Annotated in this window: 19 protein-coding genes and 3 pseudogenes; 7 read left to right on the top strand and 15 right to left on the bottom strand. The window is 69.4% G+C overall.

Annotation, left to right across the window (positions count from 1 at the left end):
* Window positions 1–175: 175 nt before the first annotated feature.
* A pseudogene (gene tnpA / locus FNV62_RS53030) lies at window positions 176–436 on the bottom strand (IS200/IS605 family transposase); the annotation flags it as partial.
* 233 nt (window positions 437–669) lie between these two features.
* Here tnpA and FNV62_RS58330 point away from each other — a divergent pair.
* The 3 genes and pseudogenes from FNV62_RS58330 (at window position 670) to FNV62_RS56720 (ending at window position 1,782) form a co-directional block, all read left to right on the top strand.
* Entirely contained in the window at window positions 670–996 is a 327-nt protein-coding gene (locus FNV62_RS58330; RefSeq protein WP_164331920.1) for a helicase associated domain-containing protein, read from the top strand.
* Between the two features lie 35 nt (window positions 997–1,031).
* Window positions 1,032–1,211 (top strand): annotated as a pseudogene (locus FNV62_RS58325) (helicase associated domain-containing protein); the annotation flags it as partial.
* Between the two features lie 88 nt (window positions 1,212–1,299).
* Window positions 1,300–1,782 (top strand): helicase associated domain-containing protein, encoded by a 483-nt coding sequence (locus FNV62_RS56720; RefSeq protein ID WP_225900750.1) that lies wholly within the window; start codon window positions 1,300–1,302, stop codon window positions 1,780–1,782.
* Window positions 1,783–1,987: 205 nt separating this feature from the next.
* Here the strand turns inward: FNV62_RS56720 and FNV62_RS53015 are convergent, their stop codons facing one another.
* The 10 genes from FNV62_RS53015 to FNV62_RS52970 all read right to left on the bottom strand — a co-directional run bounded on the left by FNV62_RS53015 (window position 1,988) and on the right by FNV62_RS52970 (window position 9,692).
* Complete coding sequence (locus FNV62_RS53015) at window positions 1,988–2,326, bottom strand: MerR family transcriptional regulator (protein ID WP_143604960.1); 339 nt, start codon at window positions 2,324–2,326, stop codon at window positions 1,988–1,990.
* Window positions 2,327–3,427: 1,101 nt separating this feature from the next.
* Window positions 3,428–3,568, bottom strand: a complete 141-nt coding sequence (locus FNV62_RS53010) for a hypothetical protein (RefSeq protein ID WP_225900749.1) — start codon at window positions 3,566–3,568, stop codon at window positions 3,428–3,430.
* 15 nt (window positions 3,569–3,583) lie between these two features.
* Entirely contained in the window at window positions 3,584–4,051 is a 468-nt protein-coding gene (locus FNV62_RS53005) for a cupin domain-containing protein (protein WP_143604959.1), read from the bottom strand.
* Window positions 4,052–4,336: 285 nt separating this feature from the next.
* Entirely contained in the window at window positions 4,337–4,867 is a 531-nt protein-coding gene (locus FNV62_RS53000) for an SRPBCC family protein (protein WP_143604958.1), read from the bottom strand.
* Window positions 4,868–5,144: 277 nt separating this feature from the next.
* Window positions 5,145–6,095, bottom strand: coding sequence for an alpha/beta hydrolase (locus tag FNV62_RS52995; protein WP_143651827.1), 951 nt, complete (start codon window positions 6,093–6,095; stop codon window positions 5,145–5,147).
* 194 nt (window positions 6,096–6,289) lie between these two features.
* On the bottom strand, window positions 6,290–7,231 hold the full coding sequence (locus FNV62_RS52990) for an NADP-dependent oxidoreductase (protein ID WP_143604957.1): 942 nt from the start codon (window positions 7,229–7,231) through the stop codon (window positions 6,290–6,292).
* Between the two features lie 113 nt (window positions 7,232–7,344).
* A complete protein-coding gene (locus tag FNV62_RS52985) occupies window positions 7,345–8,166 on the bottom strand; it encodes a helix-turn-helix transcriptional regulator (RefSeq protein ID WP_143604956.1) in 822 nt (273 codons plus the stop codon).
* A 105-nt stretch (window positions 8,167–8,271) separates the two neighbouring features.
* Window positions 8,272–8,826 (bottom strand): transposase, encoded by a 555-nt coding sequence (locus FNV62_RS52980; protein WP_143604955.1) that lies wholly within the window; start codon window positions 8,824–8,826, stop codon window positions 8,272–8,274.
* Window positions 8,796–9,353 (bottom strand): helix-turn-helix domain-containing protein, encoded by a 558-nt coding sequence (locus FNV62_RS52975; RefSeq protein WP_225900747.1) that lies wholly within the window; start codon window positions 9,351–9,353, stop codon window positions 8,796–8,798. Before FNV62_RS52975 ends, FNV62_RS52980 begins: the two co-directional genes overlap by 31 nt.
* 93 nt (window positions 9,354–9,446) lie before the next feature.
* On the bottom strand, window positions 9,447–9,692 hold the full coding sequence (locus FNV62_RS52970; RefSeq protein WP_143604953.1) for a transposase: 246 nt from the start codon (window positions 9,690–9,692) through the stop codon (window positions 9,447–9,449).
* Window positions 9,693–9,731: 39 nt separating this feature from the next.
* On the opposite strand from FNV62_RS52970, the gene FNV62_RS52965 reads away from it, so the two are divergent.
* A complete protein-coding gene (locus FNV62_RS52965; protein WP_144316294.1) occupies window positions 9,732–10,358 on the top strand; it encodes a tetratricopeptide repeat protein in 627 nt (208 codons plus the stop codon).
* A 13-nt stretch (window positions 10,359–10,371) separates the two neighbouring features.
* On the opposite strand, the pseudogene FNV62_RS52960 reads toward FNV62_RS52965, so the two are convergent.
* A pseudogene (locus FNV62_RS52960) lies at window positions 10,372–11,459 on the bottom strand (integrase core domain-containing protein).
* Between the two features lie 329 nt (window positions 11,460–11,788).
* Here FNV62_RS52960 and FNV62_RS52955 point away from each other — a divergent pair.
* The 3 genes from FNV62_RS52955 (at window position 11,789) to FNV62_RS52945 (ending at window position 14,094) form a co-directional block, all read left to right on the top strand.
* Window positions 11,789–12,085 (top strand): hypothetical protein, encoded by a 297-nt coding sequence (locus tag FNV62_RS52955; RefSeq protein WP_144316293.1) that lies wholly within the window; start codon window positions 11,789–11,791, stop codon window positions 12,083–12,085.
* Window positions 12,073–12,222, top strand: coding sequence for an alpha/beta fold hydrolase (locus FNV62_RS52950; protein WP_143672189.1), 150 nt, complete (start codon window positions 12,073–12,075; stop codon window positions 12,220–12,222). Before FNV62_RS52955 ends, FNV62_RS52950 begins: the two co-directional genes overlap by 13 nt.
* 285 nt (window positions 12,223–12,507) lie before the next feature.
* Window positions 12,508–14,094 carry a Na+/H+ antiporter gene (locus FNV62_RS52945; RefSeq protein ID WP_060895859.1) on the top strand — a complete coding sequence of 529 codons (1,587 nt, stop codon included), beginning with the start codon at window positions 12,508–12,510 and terminating at the stop codon, window positions 14,092–14,094.
* 245 nt (window positions 14,095–14,339) lie between these two features.
* On the opposite strand, the gene FNV62_RS52940 is transcribed toward FNV62_RS52945, so the two are convergent.
* The 3 genes from FNV62_RS52940 to FNV62_RS52930 are packed head-to-tail and all read right to left on the bottom strand — an operon-like array spanning window position 14,340 to window position 16,459.
* Complete coding sequence (locus FNV62_RS52940; protein ID WP_143604950.1) at window positions 14,340–14,633, bottom strand: DUF1330 domain-containing protein; 294 nt, start codon at window positions 14,631–14,633, stop codon at window positions 14,340–14,342.
* A 33-nt stretch (window positions 14,634–14,666) separates the two neighbouring features.
* A complete protein-coding gene (locus tag FNV62_RS52935) occupies window positions 14,667–16,100 on the bottom strand; it encodes an MFS transporter (RefSeq protein ID WP_144316292.1) in 1,434 nt (477 codons plus the stop codon).
* Window positions 16,097–16,459 carry a MarR family winged helix-turn-helix transcriptional regulator gene (locus FNV62_RS52930; RefSeq protein WP_097281887.1) on the bottom strand — a complete coding sequence of 121 codons (363 nt, stop codon included), beginning with the start codon at window positions 16,457–16,459 and terminating at the stop codon, window positions 16,097–16,099. Before FNV62_RS52930 ends, FNV62_RS52935 begins: the two co-directional genes overlap by 4 nt.
* Window position 16,460: the final 1 nt, after the last annotated feature.

The following is a 16,460-nucleotide window of genomic DNA, read 5'->3' as shown; positions in this document are numbered from 1 at the left end:
GGCATCGGTTTCGGCCGGAACGAACTCCTTCAGCATCCCGGCCCCGCATCAGCCCACGTCAGGGCAGACAGAAGCACCTCCGGCGCACGCCACGGGTTTTACCACGCCCCCGGCGCGCACCGAAGGTGCGCTGGATCGCTGACCCGCAAGTTCCCACGGGTCCGCACGGTTGACCTCAGCCGGGACGCTTCTGGTTCTCGATGTACTCCTTGATGATCGACAGCGGGGCGCCCCCGCACGAGGCGGCAAAGTACGAGGGCGACCAGAAGTAGTCACCCCACAGGTACTTGCGGATGTGTCCGGGAAACTCCTGACGGAGCCTGCGGGCGGAGACGCCCTTGAGGGAGCCGACCAGCCGGGACAGGCAGACCTTCGGCGGGTAGTGCACCAGCAGGTGCACGTGATCGGTCTCGCCGTTGAACTCGCCGACATCGGCATCACCGCCTCCGTGGCCCGCAGGGCTGCGCCCTACGCCCGCCCGCCCCGAAATGCGGCCGCCGCTCTTCCCGTGGGTCAGGAACACACAACCGGTCAGCACGAGCGTGCTGCGGATCCTGGCGTTTCCGACGGTCAGCACGGCACACTGCCCACCAAGAAGCCGCAGCCCCCCGGCGCCACGCGCGGCCGTCTGGGACACGCCCCGATCTGAGACCGGGCTTCGAGACCGCTTTGGCGCACGCTCGGGCCTGGCACAGCGAACACGGCCACCTCGCCGTCCCCCGCCACATCCACCACGACGGCTACCCCCTGGGTGCGCGGCTGTTCAGCCGGCGAAACCGCGCCAAGCAACGCGCCCGCGACGGACTTCCCCCCTCACCCCACCTGGCCAAGCTCGCCGCGATCGACCCCTGGTGGAACCCACCCTGGGACACCGCATGGCAACGCAACGACCACGGCGCCTGCGCCCACGTCGAAGCAGGCAGGCCTTCGACCCCGCCGCCCTCATCCCCTCCCCCGCCACCACCCTCGGCGCCTGGGCCACCCGGGCCTGCCTGACCTACCACCGTCTCCACCCCGACCAGCAGCATCTGTTGGCACTGATCGGCATCACCGCCGAGGTCGCCCACGCGCGCACCCGCCGCGCGCACCCCTGGCGCAGCGCCGTCGAACACGCCCACGCCTACGCCGCCGAACACGGCCACCTCGCCGTACCCCGCGACACCGTCCACGACGGCTACCCGCTCGGCCACTGGCTGAACAAGCAGCGCTACCGCGCGAAAAAGACAGGCCCCAACCGCGACACGACGCGCAGCTGGCGAGGTAGGGGTGCCCGGCGCCGGGGAACTGTCGGAGAGCCGTATGGAGGCATTGGACGCAATCGATCCGGCGTGGTGTCCCGCGTGGGGTATCGACTGGCAGCGGGGCTTCCACCTCACGCATGCGCACGTGCGGGCCGGCGGGGCGCTGCCCGTGCGGGCGGGCGAGGTCATCGTGCAGGGCGAAGACCTCGGCGCCTGGACCACCGCCCAACGGGCCGGGTGGGAGGCGCTGATGCCCGCGCAGCAGTGGCTCCTGGACAGCGTCCTCGGACTGGATTCGGTCAGCGAGGCAGAGCAGCAGCCCGCACGGCGGACACAGGCCGACCGGTGGGCCACCCACCTTGCCGCGGCCCGTCAGTTCCACGCCCGCGAGGGGCACTTGAACGTGCCGCGCAAGCACGTCGAAGACGTCGGCGTAGTCCCGGTCAAACTGGGTGGGTTCCTCGACAACACCCGCCGCAGGGCCGACAAGCTCACCCCGGAACGCCGGGCCGAACTCGATGCTCTCGGCATGCGCCGGTAGGGCGGCAGGCGGCCGCCTGCCGTCCCGGCCGAGGAACGACAAGGCGACCGCTCTGACCTGCCACGGTGACCACAGCAGCAGGAAGCCACCTCCCATAGAGCGTCCACGGGGAGGAAGGTGGATTACCCATTGCGCATGCATGATCCACAGAAAGTGATGGATATCAGCGAAGAAGATGCGGGAAGGCCGACGGGGCCCAGCCTCTTCAGGCCGCGGCCGTTGGGTTCGCCGATTCGGCGGCGCGGCGGTATTCGGCGTTGATGCGCTGGGCTTCTTCGAGCTGGTCTTCGAGGATGACGATGCGGCAGGCGGCCTCGATCGGGGTGCCCTGGTCGACGAGCTCGCGGGCGCGGGCGGCGATGCGCAGCTGGTAGCGGGAGTAGCGGCGGTGGCCGCCCTCGGAGCGGAGCGGGGTGATGAGGCGGGCTTCGCCGAGGGCGCGGAGGAAGCCCTGGGTGGTGCCGAGCATGTCGGCGGCCCGGCCCATGGTGTAGGCGGGGTAGTCGTCGTCATCGAGCCGGTTGAACGAGTCGTCTGCTGTCATCGCACCTCTCTGTGGAACGCCTGGAGGGGCCCTGGTGCCGTACGGCACCAGGGCCCCGAAGGAACTGCTACACCATCTGCCGGCCCTGATACTGCGCCGGCCTTCTGTTTCCGCAACCGCCCACGGGGGGGGTAGGGGCGGGTGCAGGGATCGCGGTTGCTCGACCGGAGACCACCTCACTATCGATGTCCTGCGGTACCCGGGCTCAGCATTTCTGCCCGGGCGATCCTGATGGCGCGGGGCTCCTCCGTTCTTCCCTCTTGATCAACACTTACCGAAGGGGGACTGCGTACTGCTGGTCCTGCACACTGCTCTGTACTACTGGTGATGCGAACTGCTGGTGACCTGAGTGAGCGCCACTCTTCGGCAGCCAGCCCCGTCGCCCGTCCTGCGTCTGCTCTGGCTTGGAACCCCACTGCCGAACTTCCCGGCACGCGCGCCCGCAGCCGACGCCTTTACCGAGGAACCACTGACAACCGCACTGCTGGTACTGCGCACTGCACTTACGGGTACTGCACTTGCGTTAACTGCGGTCCTGCTCACGGCGGCCCCTGATCACTGCGGGCTCCCCGGTCCGGTCGTCAGCCCCGTCGCCGTCCTGCAACAACCCTGGCTCCGGAACTCCACCACCGCACCGTCCTGCGCACTGCAACTGCGTACTGCTGCCCGGCAGTTCGTGTCTGCCGGGCCCTGCTCGATCTCGGCTACGAGAGAAACCATAACCACGCGATCTCCCAATGTCTACTCCGGCCAACATAGATTTCCGCGTGTTCGACGGTGAGGTAATCGACCTCGAACGTGGACGGAGACCAGCACCTGTCACTGCGAGGGTTGACGGGTAGGCAGCCGGGGCCTGTGCGGCGGTCAGAGGAGCGGGCATGGCGATCCAAAGCCCAGGGTGACCACACAATGAGCGTCAACGCCTCACCCACCCGTTCAACTGCTGGTCGATAAGGCCCTTGCTGCGGGCTGTGGGTGACGTGGTGGGGTGCCGCAACGGCGGAGGGCGTACGGACCGCCGGGTCCGGGGCGAGCCCAGGCGTCCGTTCAGGGGCTCTGTGGTGCAATGGCTGCTGGTACGTATCAGAGCGCCGTCCTGCTCTAGGCGGTGGGGAGCGCGTGCGCGATGCCGCCCAGGGACAGGCCGGTCACGCTGCTGACCTGCCGCACGCTGGGTCCTTCGCCGTGCTCGGCGATCCAGGCCCGTACGGCGGCCAGGGTCAGCTGCCGGCACGGGTGCACGGGTCCGTGAGCGGTTCAGCGCGGCGGGCCGAGGATGACGCCGCCGTAGAGCTCGGATGCTTCCGCCAGGAGGGACTTGGGGATCTCGAAGCCGTCGGGGCGCGGGGTGGTGAGGTCGCGTCCGGCGTGGCGGAACATGCCCTCGATGCCGCCAGGCGTGGCGATCATCAGAAGGTCGGCGCGGTCGGAGATGATGCGGTAGCCGTGCGGGACGTTGCGGGGCAGGTAGACGATCCCGCCTTCGCTCAGTTCGTGTTCCTCCTCCCCGGACCACACCAAGGCCGTGCCCTTGATCAGCATGAACACCTCGTCCTCGCGGGTGTGCAGGTGGAACGGCGGGGCTTCGCCCTTGGCGACGTCAAAGCGGCCCACGGTCAGCTTGCCCTCGGTGGCTTCCTTGTCGAGGAGTACGGAGAACGTTCCCCCGTCGAGCCATTCCAGCTTCTGCTGCTGTTCGGGCTGCGCCAGATAGGCCATGGTCATCGGGGACCTCCAAGGAAACTCCAGCCTTCGGGCCGGGGCGGAATCGGACTCCTGCGGAGCGGGACAAGGGGCTGGGTGTGTTCGCCTCGTGCATCCGCCGGGCCAGGCCGCCCGTCGGTGCTGTGGCGCTCTTTCCGGCCCTGCCGCGGGTGCCGTGCAGTGGATCTCGGGGCCGGTCCGAGCTGATCGTCCGTCGGGGCTGGAGTCCGTGGGAGGCCGGCCTCGAGGACGGGTTCCCACGGGTTCAGCTTGATCGGACCGACCGGGTGCCGCTGCTTCGGGCCGTCACCCGGCCCGGAGCAGCGCCTGCGCGCTGTTGTGCTGTGCTTCGATGGCGTGAACGCACCGGTCGAGGGCGGCCACCATGTAGCGGCGCCAGAGCGGGGTGAAGGGGCCAGCGAGGATCCAGCGGCGGCCAGGCAGCGGCTTGAACTCGTAGGTCCAGCGGATGAGTGTGCCGTCGCCGTCGGGGTTGACGTTGAACTCGCCCCGGATGCCGACCGCGAGGCGGGAGAGGACGTTGGTGAAGCCGGTCAGCTGGTAGGCGAAGCTGGAGCCCGGTACGTACTCGGTGAGTTCTTCGTCAGCCTGGGAACCGTCGTCGAACTGCGGGCTTCTTCGTGGGCCCGCGTGGTCCCAGGCCTCGGTCTGGTTCTTCACGCTGCTGATGCCGGGGAACGGGGCCACCGGGCGGAAGACGGTGGGGAGGTCAATGGGCGCCAGGATGTGGAAGGCGTCCCGGGGTGCCGTGCGGGTCCGCTGCTGGACGGTGATGGTGACGGTCTTGTCGCCTGGGCCGATGAGGAGTGTGGTCATGGTTCAGCTCTCCGTGGTGGGGAGGATGCGGTAGTCGGTGTAGCCGCCGTTGAAGGTGGACGGGTCGGGCTCGTTGAGCGGGGCCCGTGCGGGCGCGGTGGGGCAGGTCGGGGGTGGCCAGTGCAGTGGCGCCGGCCGAGACGGCGTCGGCCAGACGGGAGTCGAGGTCGGCGAAGCGGGTGCCGCCGCGGTCGCCGATCAGTGCCGTGGAGGAATCCCTCGTCGGAGCCATGGATGAGGTGCAGGTAGGCGAGGCCGAGCGGGTCGAGGGAAGGGGCTAGAGGGAGGCGAGGACGCGGACGCGGTCGGCGATGGCGCGGCGAGCGACGTCGGTGGTGAAGGCGATGGAGTCGTACTCGTGCGGGACGCCGGGGTGCAGGTGGAACTCCACAGGGACGCCGGCCCGGCTGAGCTTGGTCGCGTAGGCGAGGTCCTCGTCGCGGAAGGCGTCGAGCTGGCCGACCTCGATGTAGGCCGGGGGCAGCCCGGTCGCGTCCTCGAGACGGGCGGGAGCCGCCGTGGCGGGCACGTCCGGCCTGCCCGCCGCGTCGCCGAGCAACGCCGGCCACGCGGTGCGGCTGTCGTCGTAGGACCACAGGAGGTATGGCTCGATGTGCGGGTCGGGCGTGGTGGTGCGGTCGTCGAGCATCGGCATGAGCAGGATCTGCCGGGCGATTGCCGGACCGCCACGCTCCCGGGTGAGGATCGACAGAGCCGCGGCCAGTCCGCCTCCGGCGCTGTCGCCCATCACTGCGATCCGGCCCCGGTCGACGCCTAGTTCGCCGGCGTGTTCGTGCAGCCAGCACAGGGCGGCGTAGGCGTCCTCGAGCGGCGTCGGGAACGGATGCTCGGGGGCCCGGCGGTATTCGACCGACAGCATCGGCACGCCGCTGGCGGAGACGTAGCGCGAGACCGGTCCGTCGAACAGGTCGATGTGGCCGAAGATGTAGCCGCCGCCGTGGAAGAACAGCACCGCCGGCCCTGCTGCGGCGCCGGTCTTGGCGTACCAGCGCATGGTGATCTGTGTGCCGTCGTCGGCGGTTGCGTGGTGCTCGGCGGTCGTGACGTCGGTCGGGATCGGCTGGGCCGCCGAGGCGGCACCGATGATCGGCTCCCACACGGCGCGGCGGGCGGGCACGTCGCCGACCGCCGGGGGTGTGGCGTGGGCCATGGCCTCGGCCATGGGGGCGAAAACCTGGGCGAACTCGGGGTCGAAACCGAGTGACATGGCTGTCCTATCTTTTTGGCTCATGGGTCTGAGCTGGTGATGCGTAGGAGCGGTGTGGCCCCAGCAGGGTTCGGCTGTGACTGGCATGAATTGCTGGGGCTGCGCTCCGCCAGGTCCCGCAGAGCGCAGCTACCTGCGATGACTCGACCGCTTGCAGGGAGACGCGACGCGATCGCCGTGCCGAAGAAGGCCGCCTACGTGAGAGAAGCGGCGGTGGGAAGGACGAGGACCTTGCCGGAGAGCGCGCCTTCCGCGGCTTCCGCGTGCAGCGCCGACAGCTCGGCCAGCGGCATCCGTCGAGCGATGTCGACGTGCAGCGCTCCGGAGTCGACCAGCGTCACCAGCCTCGCAAGCTGCGCGGCGTCGCTGTTGACGAAGAGGTTGACGCCGCGCACGCCGCGCTCCTCGTCGGAAGGCGCGGGCATCCACACCGTGGTGTTCACCACGATGCCGCCGTCGCGGACCACGGAGGTCAGCGCGGCCAATTGCATCGGATCGACCGGTGCGAGGTTGAGCACGACGTCGACCAGCGCGGACAGCTCGGGGACCCCGTGGCCGAACACCTCGTCGGCACCCGCCGTCCTGACGCGTTCGCTGCTGCGCGGCCCGGCCGTGGCGATCACGTGTGCGCCGGCGTGCTTGGCCAGCTGGACGGCGTAGCCGCCGACCGCGCCGCCCGCACCGTTGATCAGGACCCGCTGGCCTGCAGTGAGCTTGGCGTGGTCGAAGAGGGCCTGCCAGGCGGTGAGCCCGACCAGCGGCAGCCCGCCCGCATCGGCCAGCGGGATGCTCGCGGGCGCTGCCGTCAGCAGGCCGACCGGTGCGAGCACGTACTCCGCCGCCGCGCCGGCACCGGTCATCGGCAGGAAGCCGACGACCTGGTCACCCGCCCTGACCCTGTCCGCGCCCTCGCCCAGCGCGTCGACCGTGCCCGCGACGTCGATGCCGGGGGTGTGCGGCAGGGTCACCGGGATGGGGCCCTGCATGAAGCCCGCGCGGATGTTGCCGTCGACCGGGTTGAACGACGTCGCCGCCACCCGGATCCGCACCTCCCCGGCTGCGGGGACCGGCTGTTCCACGTCCTCGTAACGCAAGACGTCCGGAGTGCCGTACTTATAGAAACGCACTGCTTTCATAACAAATGCCACCTTTCATGACAGAGAAGATGCTTCGAATCTGAGGCATCGTGAGTCCCGGGCACGCCTCGGCTTCGAGACAGTGCCTTCAGGTGTGTGAGGGACGGCAGCCGCTAGACGGCGGTCAGGAGCTGAAGCTTGCCGTGGCTCGGGGAACCGGGCACGGCGGTGAACACCAGCAGCGTCTGACACTGCTCCGGATCCAACAGCATCTCGGCGTACAGCTCCAGTTCCCCCAACTCGGGGTGCAGGTAGCGCTTGAGGTCGTGATGATGGGTCACTCCCACCTCGTGCAACCGCCAGATGTTCGCGAACTCGGAACTGGCCTCCAGCAGCGCCGCGACGATCTCGCCGGCCCTCCCGGTGGGATCCGCCGTGTACGCCTCCCGGATCTCCGCGGCAAAGACCCTGCCCCGTATCGGATGGTCCTCGACGGGGTACAGGCCACGAACCCGCGGATCACCGGTGAACCAACGGTAGACCAGGTAACGGGACATGCCCGAGTACTGGGTGTAGTCACCGAGCAGGGCGACCGCCGGGGGCGTCTGCAGCAACGCCTCGCCGAGCCGTGACAGCACGATGGCGGGCACGTCCGAGAGGCCGGCGACGATCCGCGTCATCGTGGGACCGATGTAATCGTCCCGCGGGATCCGCCGCGGCGCCGGGTTCCCGCCCAGGATGAAGAGGTGGTCTTGCTCGCTCTGGTTGAGGCGCAGCGCCCGGGCGAGCGCGACAAGCATCCGCTCCGACGGCGCCGGACCCCGCTGCTGCTCGATTCGGCTGTAGTAGTCGGCCGACATCCCGGCCAGCACCGCCACCTCCTCGCGCCGCAGCCCGCCGGTGCGGCGCCGCTGCCCGCGGGGAAGCCCGACATCCTCCGGCTGCAACGCCTCACGACGCGCTCGGAGAAAATCCGCCAGCAACGCCCGGTCCATCGTCCGACCTCCTCTGTTCGACAGGACAATCTTGACGCGAACCGGAGACCGGATGAAGGGCAGTTCTAACCCCGGACAAGTTGTCCCTGGCTAGTGCTGAATTCCTCAAAGGAAGTACACATAGCGGCGGCGTAAGCGCCTGGTGGGTGGTGCGGGTCTGCCCCAGATCCAGGGTCGGGCGCGGGCGTTGAGCTGGTCGGTGGCGACGCTGGTCGCGTGGGTGATGTGGTCGCGGTCGCCGAAGGAGCGTCCGGCCAGGGCGGTCTTGCGGAAGATTCGCCACCAGCCTTCTTGGAGGTTGAGCCAGCAGGCGCCGACTGGGATGAAGACGTGCTTGATGCGTGGGTGGTCCTCGAGCCAGGTGCGGGTGGACACGCTGTTGTGCGAGGACAGGTTGTCCGTGATCACGTAGATGTCCCCGGCGGGGTTGGCTTCCTCGATCAATTGGAGGAACTGCTGGTAGAAGGCGCTGTTGCGGGACGTGGCGGTCATCGTGATCGATTGACCGTCGCGGACGCGTAAGCCGCCGTAAACCCAGGTTTTCTCCGGTCCGCGGGAGTAGTCGATCTCGTTTTTGATGCGGTGTCCGTCCGGCGACCAGCCCGGTGCCGGCGGGAAGGTGCGTGGGATCACCGGGCCGAGTTCGTCGGCGCAGACCACCGTCGCGCCGTCGGGCGGGCTGGTGTAGAGCTCGACGATCCGCGTCCTTTTCCCTCGAAGTCCGGATCCTTCGAGCGGGTCCACGAGCGCGTGCGCCGCCAGCGCACCCCCTCGGCCAGCAGGATTCGGCGCACCTGGGAGCGGCTGACCTCGATGCCCAGGTCCCGGGCCGCGGCGGCCAGCGCGTCCAAAGTCCACTCCGAGGGCCCTGACTCGTCCGCGGCCCACATCTCGTTCGACGGCTGCACCTCCAGCCGACCCGGCGGCGTCAGCTTGACCAGGCCGACGATCCTCGAGCGCTCGGCCTCGGTGATCCTTCGCTTGCGGCCCTGCCCGCCCAGATCCTCCAGTCCCTCCAGCCCGCAGCGGTTGAAGCGGTGCAGCCAGCGGCGCACCGTCTTCTGACTGCACCGCAGCTCGTCGGCTATCTGCGGGACCAGCCAGCCGCCCCAGCTCAGCTCCACCATGCGGCAGCGCTCCACCACGACCTTCGGCGCCCTTCTGGCCGACGCCAGGCGGTGGACCACCGCTTGCTCGTCCTCGTCACGGCCCGGCCGTGCCCTCAGCACCACTACTCAGCACCCGCCCCCGAGCACCCGCAACTGCCCCGCTACCAGCAGCTATACCCACCGAAAGCGGAATTCAGCAGTAGACACCTGCTTGCGCAAGGCCGCGATCTCCGCGTCCTTCGCCGACTCCGCAACTGCCTCGGGCCACGCGGCCTCGTCCGCCACCTTGATCCACTGCCGCAGCGTCTCGTGATTCACACCCAGCTCGGCGACCACGCGCGAGACAGGCCGGCCCGACGAACGAGCCAACGCCACCGCGTCGGCCCGAAACTCCGCCGAGTACTTGTAGGTCCCCACCCGGGACTCCTCTCCCTGGACTCAAGATCCAGTGTCGAGGTGTCCACAATCAAGGTGGAGGGCCCGGCCTCCCAGCGGCACGCCCAGGAAGCCCTGGCCCTCGCCGCCGGGAACGGCAACCCGCAGACAGCCGCGGTCGCCAATCGCGTAGCAGGCATGACGCATCTGGCCATGGGCCAATTGGTCCCGGCGGAAGAACTGCTGTCCGAAGGCAGGGCCGCCGCCGAGGTGGTCGGCAGCCAGAACAACCTCTACGACGCTCTCTCCGCCCTGGCTCTCCTCTGCGTTCGTGCCGGGCGTGTGGCCGAGGCACTGAACTGGATCGAGCCGCTGCAGGATCTGCTGGACCTGGGTACACCCGGCTTCGCACCGGAGGATCTCGCAGAAACGGCGATCGTCGAGACGTACCTCGCCGCAAACCGAATCCACCACGCAATCGAATTCGGTGCTACCGGGCTGGCCCGCCGCGTGGCCGCGGGCCACGGTCTAACGGTCACGCGTCTGCGCGTGGTCCTGGGACGCGCGCACGCTGCCGCAGGCGACTTCGTGGCCGCCCGGTCACTCTGGGAGGCCGCGCTCCCTCACACCATCGAAGAATCCTTACCCGAACGCGCTGACATCGAGAGCCTGCTGGCAGATCTACAGAACTGTGCAGGTGCCGAATAGTCATCCGACTTGGTCAGGCCGCATGTTGGTACTCGTGCAGGGTTCCGCTGAGTCGGTCTCGTCGGTGGATATCCAGGTGCCGGACCTGTGCCGGCACATGAAACGGTTCGGGTAGCGGGTTGAACGGAGCGGCCTGTTTGAGCGTTCGGTGTGGGCGATGCCCGTTGCAGAGGTCCTCGAACTCGCGGAGCGCGTGGAGGAGGTGGCTCTGGTTCCAGATCAGGGTTCTGTCCAGGAGCTCGCGCCGGCAGGTTTGTATCCAGCGCTCGATGAGGGAGTTCATCCGCGGTATCCGGATGCCGGTGGTGACGACCTTCAGTGCGGCGTCGGACATCAGGGCGTCGAAGGCGGCGGTGAACTTGGAGTCACGGTCGCGGATCAGGAACCCGGCCCCGCTGCCGGCGTCCTGGAGGTCCATGAGGAGAATCCGCCCGAGCTGCGCGATCCAGTCCTCGGTCGGGTGCGCGCCGGCGCCAGGATCCGCACCCTGCGGGTGGCGTGCCCGATGACGGCGCAGACGTAAGCGTGCCCCGGTCAGTGCGGACTTCGAAGAGGCCGCAGGCGAGCAGGGCCTCGGCCTGGCCGCGAAAGAAGTCGGCCCAGGTGGCGCTCTGCCGTTCGGGCGCGGGCGGGATGCCGTGCTCGCGGAGGATCTCCCCCGACGGTGGAGGCGGCGGTCTTGATGCCGAACGCTGCAAGCTCGCCGTGGATCCTGCGGTAGCCCCAGGAGTAATTCTCTCGCCCAAGGCATAGGACCAGGACGCGGACCGAGCGGACGGTGGGCGGGCGTCCGCGTCGTTTCGGCACACAGGTCGCAGCGTGGCGACGGTTGAGCAGGTCGCGGTGCCACCCCGCAGGATGGTGTCCGGGGCGTACCAGCAGGAGGCGCCGCAGTCTCGCTGCCGGGAAGCGGTGGAACAGGCCGGCAAGGACCGCACGGTCGGTGCCGGCGAACACAGGCCGGCCGGCCTGGCACTGCAGAACGAGCAGCAGGTGCCGCAGCGCAAGGATCTCAATGCCTTTATCGCGACCGCTCATCGGCAGCAGGCGCAGGAGCGCCAGAGCACTGGCCGCGGCGATGAAGGCCAGGCACAGCAGCACGACAGACCGTGATGCCGCCCGTGGGCCCGTGCAGATGAAAACCCCGGGCGAGAGTCGCAGGCAGCCACACATCCAGCGATCAAGGCCTCGACCAACACGGATGCCTTACCAGCACCCGCAATGCCGGGTCGCCTGGTCCACCGCGCTGATGCGGCCTGACGTCGTCCGGGGGTTGTGGGCTTCGGTGTCCCGCCGCCGCAGCGTGGGCCGGTTCCTCCGCTGCAGGCGATGCGCGAGCGCTTCGGCGGTCAGTTCTCTGGAGTTACTTTAAGGCACCCGGCGTCGCGGACGCCGAGCTCGCGAAGGACCCGCACCGCACCTTCCGCCGCGTGATGTACGGGCTCTCCGGCGACAATCCGCACAGCGACCCGCCGGTCGAGCCGTTCGTCCCACCGGGCAACGGATTCCTGGACCTCTTTGAGGACCCTGAGGAACTTCCCTCCTGGCTCGCCGAAGCCGACATCGACACGCTCGCGACCGAGTTCACCGAAGCTGGGTTCACCAGCGCTCTCAACTGGTACCGCAACTGGCAGCTGACCGCCCCGTGGGAGGGCGCGCAGTACCGGATGCCCGGCCGCTACGTCACCGTGACCTGGTCTACGGGTTCCCGGGGATGGACCAACTGATCCCCGCCCTGCCCACGCTTCACCCGGGCATCGGACCGGCACACATCCTGCCCGGCTGCGGCCACTGCATCGCCGAGGGGCACTCCGACCAGGTCAATGCGACGCTGCTGGAATTCCTGGGTTCGCTGAAAAGTTGACCGGCTGACAAGTTGACGGGCACCGGATAGCACGCTTCCGGAATACCGCCTCTCCACCAGTTCGCCAGTCACCCCGACCGCGAGGCGATCATCGATCGCATGTGCGAGCCCGGAGCGCTCACCGCCGGCAGGGCCTGCCCCATGGGCAGGTGCACCGCCGCAACGACTGCCGCGCCCTGGATGGTCGCGGCTGCCTGTCAGCTGCATCACCGCCCGAGGTCGGTTACGTTGATAAAGCACCTGGTCAGAGGGGGGTAACAAGCCGTAACCCACCCGGGACACTCCATGACCGGCCTGACCGTCATCCTGCTGCTCGTGGTTCTGGCCACCGCCGTGGCGACCGGTGCCCGACGCTGGAGCTTGCCCGCCCCCTCGCTCCTCGTAGTTGCCGGTCTGGTCGTGGGGCTGATGCCCTGGGTTCCAGAGGTGCGCCTGCCGCCTCACGTGATCAACGTGCTGGTGCTGCCACCGCTGCTCTACGCCGCGGCCGGGGAAATCTCCGTCCGCGACCTGCGCACCGTGTGGCGGCCTGTGACCGGCCTGGTCTTCGGCCTGGTCCTCGCCTCGGCCATCGCCGTCGGGTACGTGGCCCACGCGATCACCCCGCTCACGGCCGCAACCGCGTTCATCCTCGGCTCTGTCCTGGCCAGCACCGACCCCGTGGCCGTGACCGCGCTTGGCCGGCGCCTGTCTCTCCCACCGCGCGTGCAGGCCATGGTGCAGGCGGAAAGCCTGTTCAACGATGCCACCTCACTGGTCCTGTACAAGGTCGCCGTGGCCACCGCGGTGTCCGGCAGCGCCATCAGTGTGCCCGGGACCGTTGAGCAGTTCCTGATCCTTGCAGGCGGAGGAGGCCTCATCGGCGCGGCGGTCGCCGCAGTGGTGGCCCTGATCCGCAGACGGACCGAGGACCCCATGCTGGAGACCGTCATCGCATTGGTCACGCCGTACGCCTCTTACGTCATCGCGGAGCAATCGCACACCTCCGGCGTGACCGCCGTCATCGTGTCCGGGGTCGTCCTCGGCAGCACCGGCCACAAGCTCAGCAACGCCCCCGTCCGCCTCCAGGTCCACGCCGTCTACGACACCGTGACCTTCCTGCTGGAGAGCGTCGTCTTCGCCCTGATCGGCCTCGAGCTCCCCTCGGCCGTCCGTCATCTCGCGCGCGACGAGCACGGCTGGCCGCTGTGGGTGCCGGTGATCGCCTTCACTCTGCTGGCGATTCGCCTGCTGTGGATCTTCCCGCTGTCCGCCCTGATCCACCACCGGCACAGGGAGGTCGACAACCGCCTCTCCTGGCGCGTCCCGGCTGTCCTGTCCTGGGCGGGCACCCGAGGCGTCATGCCGCTGGCAGCCGCGCTCTCCATCCCCCTGGTCACCCACACAGGGGCGCCGCTGCCGCACCGGGCGCTCATTCTCACGCTCACCACCGGGACCATCGCGCTCACTCTGATCTTCCAGGGTTTCACCCTGGTCCCCGTCGTCCGCCGCTCCGGCATCGCTCTGGAACCGGAGCGCACCGCCCGCGAGGAGGCCCGGACCCGCCGGCACATTGCAAACGCCGCTCTCGAAGAGCTCAAACAGCTTGGCGATCTGGATCAGCTCGCTGATCTGGGTGCCGCCGCCGAGGCCGCCTTGAAACAGGCCCGTCGTCATCTGGAAGCGCGCATCCACCAGGCTGAAGACGCCCACTACAGCGACCCGGACGCCCGTCCTGCCGACGCCTACCGCGAGATACGCCGGACACTCATCTCCATCGAGGCGGCCGAGCTCCAGCGCCTCTACGAAGCGAACAAGATCAGCAACGTCACCCGGCGCCGGATCCAGCACGAACTCGACCTCGAAGAAGCCAGCCTCCGTGACCGCGGCTGACTGCCAGTCCCGGTAACCCCCAGGTCGAAGCCTTCCGCCCCGACCAATGGACGAACGAGAGCGGCCGGCTTTGTCGGCCTCGTGCGACCAGCGGGACATGACCGAGGGCATGTCGCCTAGGCGCCCTGCTGCCGCCGGGCCGGCTTCTTCGCCGCCGCGGACTTCTTCGCGGTCTTCTTGGCAGGCACCCTCCCCGCCGTCTTCCGGGCCGTCTTCTTCTTGGCCGCCATCCGACTGGACCTCGGTCAGTCGATGCCTTCGACGATGCGGAAGTCGCGCTCGACGCCGTCGGAGAGGGCGACCAGCGCCTCCTGGTAGGCCGCACTCTCGTGCGCCGCGACGGCCTGCTCGAAGCTGTCGAACTCGATCAGGACGGTGCGCTCGGCGATTCCGGCGTCATGCGCCACGACCCGACTGCCACGGGCGAGGACCCGACCGCCCCCGGCCTCGACGGCCGGACCGGCCAGCTTGTTGTAAGCAGCCAGCTTCTCAGGGTCTGAAATGGTGCGGTAGGCGCTGACCCAGTAGCCCTTGGGCATGGAACCTCCAGTGTTGGGATGAATGCATCTGACTTACGGGTTGGTCTCGGACGAGCGTCGGCGGGCGAGAGCGAGGCTTGTCAGCGTCGTGATCGCCATGGCGCCGATGCCGACCAGCGCCGCGGTGGTGTAGGCGCTGTCGTCGGGGAAGAGGTGACCGGGGCCGGTGCCCGCGGCGAGGATCAGGCCGCCGATGGCGCTGCCCAGGGAGTACCCGACGCTGCGGACGACGTAGTTGAAGCTCATGGCGCTCGACGTCTCGCTCTTGGGGATGACGGCCAGGATGACGCCGGGCATCGCGGCCGAGAAGCCGCCGACGCCGAAGCCGAGCACGCCCATCGCCGCGAACAGTTCGGCCAGGTCCGACCGGGCCGCCGCGAACAGGGCGAACCCGCCGCCGACCACGACGGCGCTGCCGGCCAGGAGCAGGGGGTCGGCGATCCGCGTCCGGACCCGCGGCGTGAGCTTGCCGGCGACGAACCCCAGCACCGAGAACGGGATGAGGACCAGCCCGGCGACGAAGGTCGTCAGCCCGAAGCCGTAGCCGGCGCCGTGCGGCGTCTGCGCGTACCGGGTGATGAGCGTGAGCAGGAGGTACATGCCGATCCCGCCGACGAACATGGCGAGGTTCGCCCCGGCGACCGCCGGGTGCCGCACCGCCCGCACATCGACCAGGGGCGTCGTGCTGCGCAGCTCGATGACGGCCCAGACGCAGAGCAGCACCACCGCGACGACGGCGAGGCCCGCCGCCACGGCGAGGTGCCGGCTCCACAGATTCCGTTCGCCGGCGAGGAACAGCACCAGGAGCAGCGCAGCGGCCAGGACGACCGCGCCTGCCACGTCCACGTGGGCAGAGCGGCCTTCGGGGGCTTCGGGCATGGAGCGCCACGCGGTCAGGAGGGCAGCGGCGGTGACGACCAGGCCAAGGCCGTAGGCAGCCCGCACCCCGCCGAGCTCGGCGAGCAGTGCGGCCAGCGGGTAGCCGACGCCGGCCCCGATGATCGAGACCACCGAGATCAGGGCGATCACGGCCGCGCTGCGCTCCTCGGGGAGGTGGTCCCGGGCCACGCCCATCATCAGCGCCGTCAGCCCGAGCCCGACGCCCTGGGCCGCCCTGCCGGCCAGCAGCCACGCGAACGGCAGCGGCAGCACGGTGAGCGCGCTGCCGGCGACGACGACCGCCAGCGTGGCGAGGATCGTGGCCCGCCGGTGCGAGCCGGCTCCGAGCCGGCCCAGGACCGGCGTGGCGACGGCGCCGCTGAGCAGCGCGACGGTCAGCGTCCACTGCGCGCTGCCGAGCGAGACGTGGAACGAGGTCGCCACGCTGGTGATGAGCGGCGTCCCGAGGCTGGCGACCGCCGCCACAACCAGAGCGATGAACATCAGGGCGGGGACCAGCAGCCGCGCCTCGGAACGCGCCACCAAGAACGCCTTCCCCGCGACCCCGCCGACCGGCTGCCCGGTCACTGCTTCGGCCCTTCGCGGTCCTGGCTTTCGAGCTCTGCCAGATGCTTCAGCGCCGGAAGGGCCGCCACCAGCGCCTCGACCTCGTCGCCGGTGAGCTCGCCGATCAACCGCTCGAACGCGTGGACGCCCGCCTGGCGCCGCGTCCGGACATAGGAGGCGCCGGCCTCGGTCAGGCACACCAGCGTGACCCGCTTGTCGGACGCGTCGCCCCGCCGCTCGACCAGGCCGGACTCCTCCATCACCCGGACCAGGGTGGTCATCGCTGGCTGGGTGACGCCCTCGACCGCGGCCAGATCGGTGATGCGCCGCGGGCCGGTCCGGTCCAGGGTGGCCAGGGTGGCGGCGGACGTCAGGCTCATG

Source organism: Streptomyces sp. RLB3-17, assembly GCF_007113425.2.
GTDB lineage: Bacteria > Actinomycetota > Actinomycetes > Streptomycetales > Streptomycetaceae > Streptomyces > Streptomyces mirabilis_D.
The sequence above is the reverse complement of the archived record's forward strand: the minus strand, read 5'-3'. Positions and strand labels throughout refer to the sequence as shown.

Coding starts and splice junctions, on each gene's coding strand:
- FNV62_RS56720 (WP_225900750.1), top strand. CDS start 1,300: ATGGAGGCATTGGACGCAATCGATCCGGCGTGGTGTCCCGCGTGGGGT.
- FNV62_RS52930 (WP_097281887.1), bottom strand. CDS start 16,459: ATGAGCCTGACGTCCGCCGCCACCCTGGCCACCCTGGACCGGACCGGC.
- FNV62_RS52990 (WP_143604957.1), bottom strand. CDS start 7,231: ATGAAAGCAGTGCGTTTCTATAAGTACGGCACTCCGGACGTCTTGCGT.
- FNV62_RS52995 (WP_143651827.1), bottom strand. CDS start 6,095: ATGTCACTCGGTTTCGACCCCGAGTTCGCCCAGGTTTTCGCCCCCATG.
- FNV62_RS52940 (WP_143604950.1), bottom strand. CDS start 14,633: ATGCCCAAGGGCTACTGGGTCAGCGCCTACCGCACCATTTCAGACCCT.
- FNV62_RS52945 (WP_060895859.1), top strand. CDS start 12,508: ATGACCGGCCTGACCGTCATCCTGCTGCTCGTGGTTCTGGCCACCGCC.
- FNV62_RS53005 (WP_143604959.1), bottom strand. CDS start 4,051: ATGACCATGGCCTATCTGGCGCAGCCCGAACAGCAGCAGAAGCTGGAA.
- FNV62_RS53015 (WP_143604960.1), bottom strand. CDS start 2,326: ATGACAGCAGACGACTCGTTCAACCGGCTCGATGACGACGACTACCCC.
- FNV62_RS52950 (WP_143672189.1), top strand. CDS start 12,073: ATGGACCAACTGATCCCCGCCCTGCCCACGCTTCACCCGGGCATCGGA.
- FNV62_RS53000 (WP_143604958.1), bottom strand. CDS start 4,867: ATGACCACACTCCTCATCGGCCCAGGCGACAAGACCGTCACCATCACC.
- FNV62_RS52985 (WP_143604956.1), bottom strand. CDS start 8,166: ATGGACCGGGCGTTGCTGGCGGATTTTCTCCGAGCGCGTCGTGAGGCG.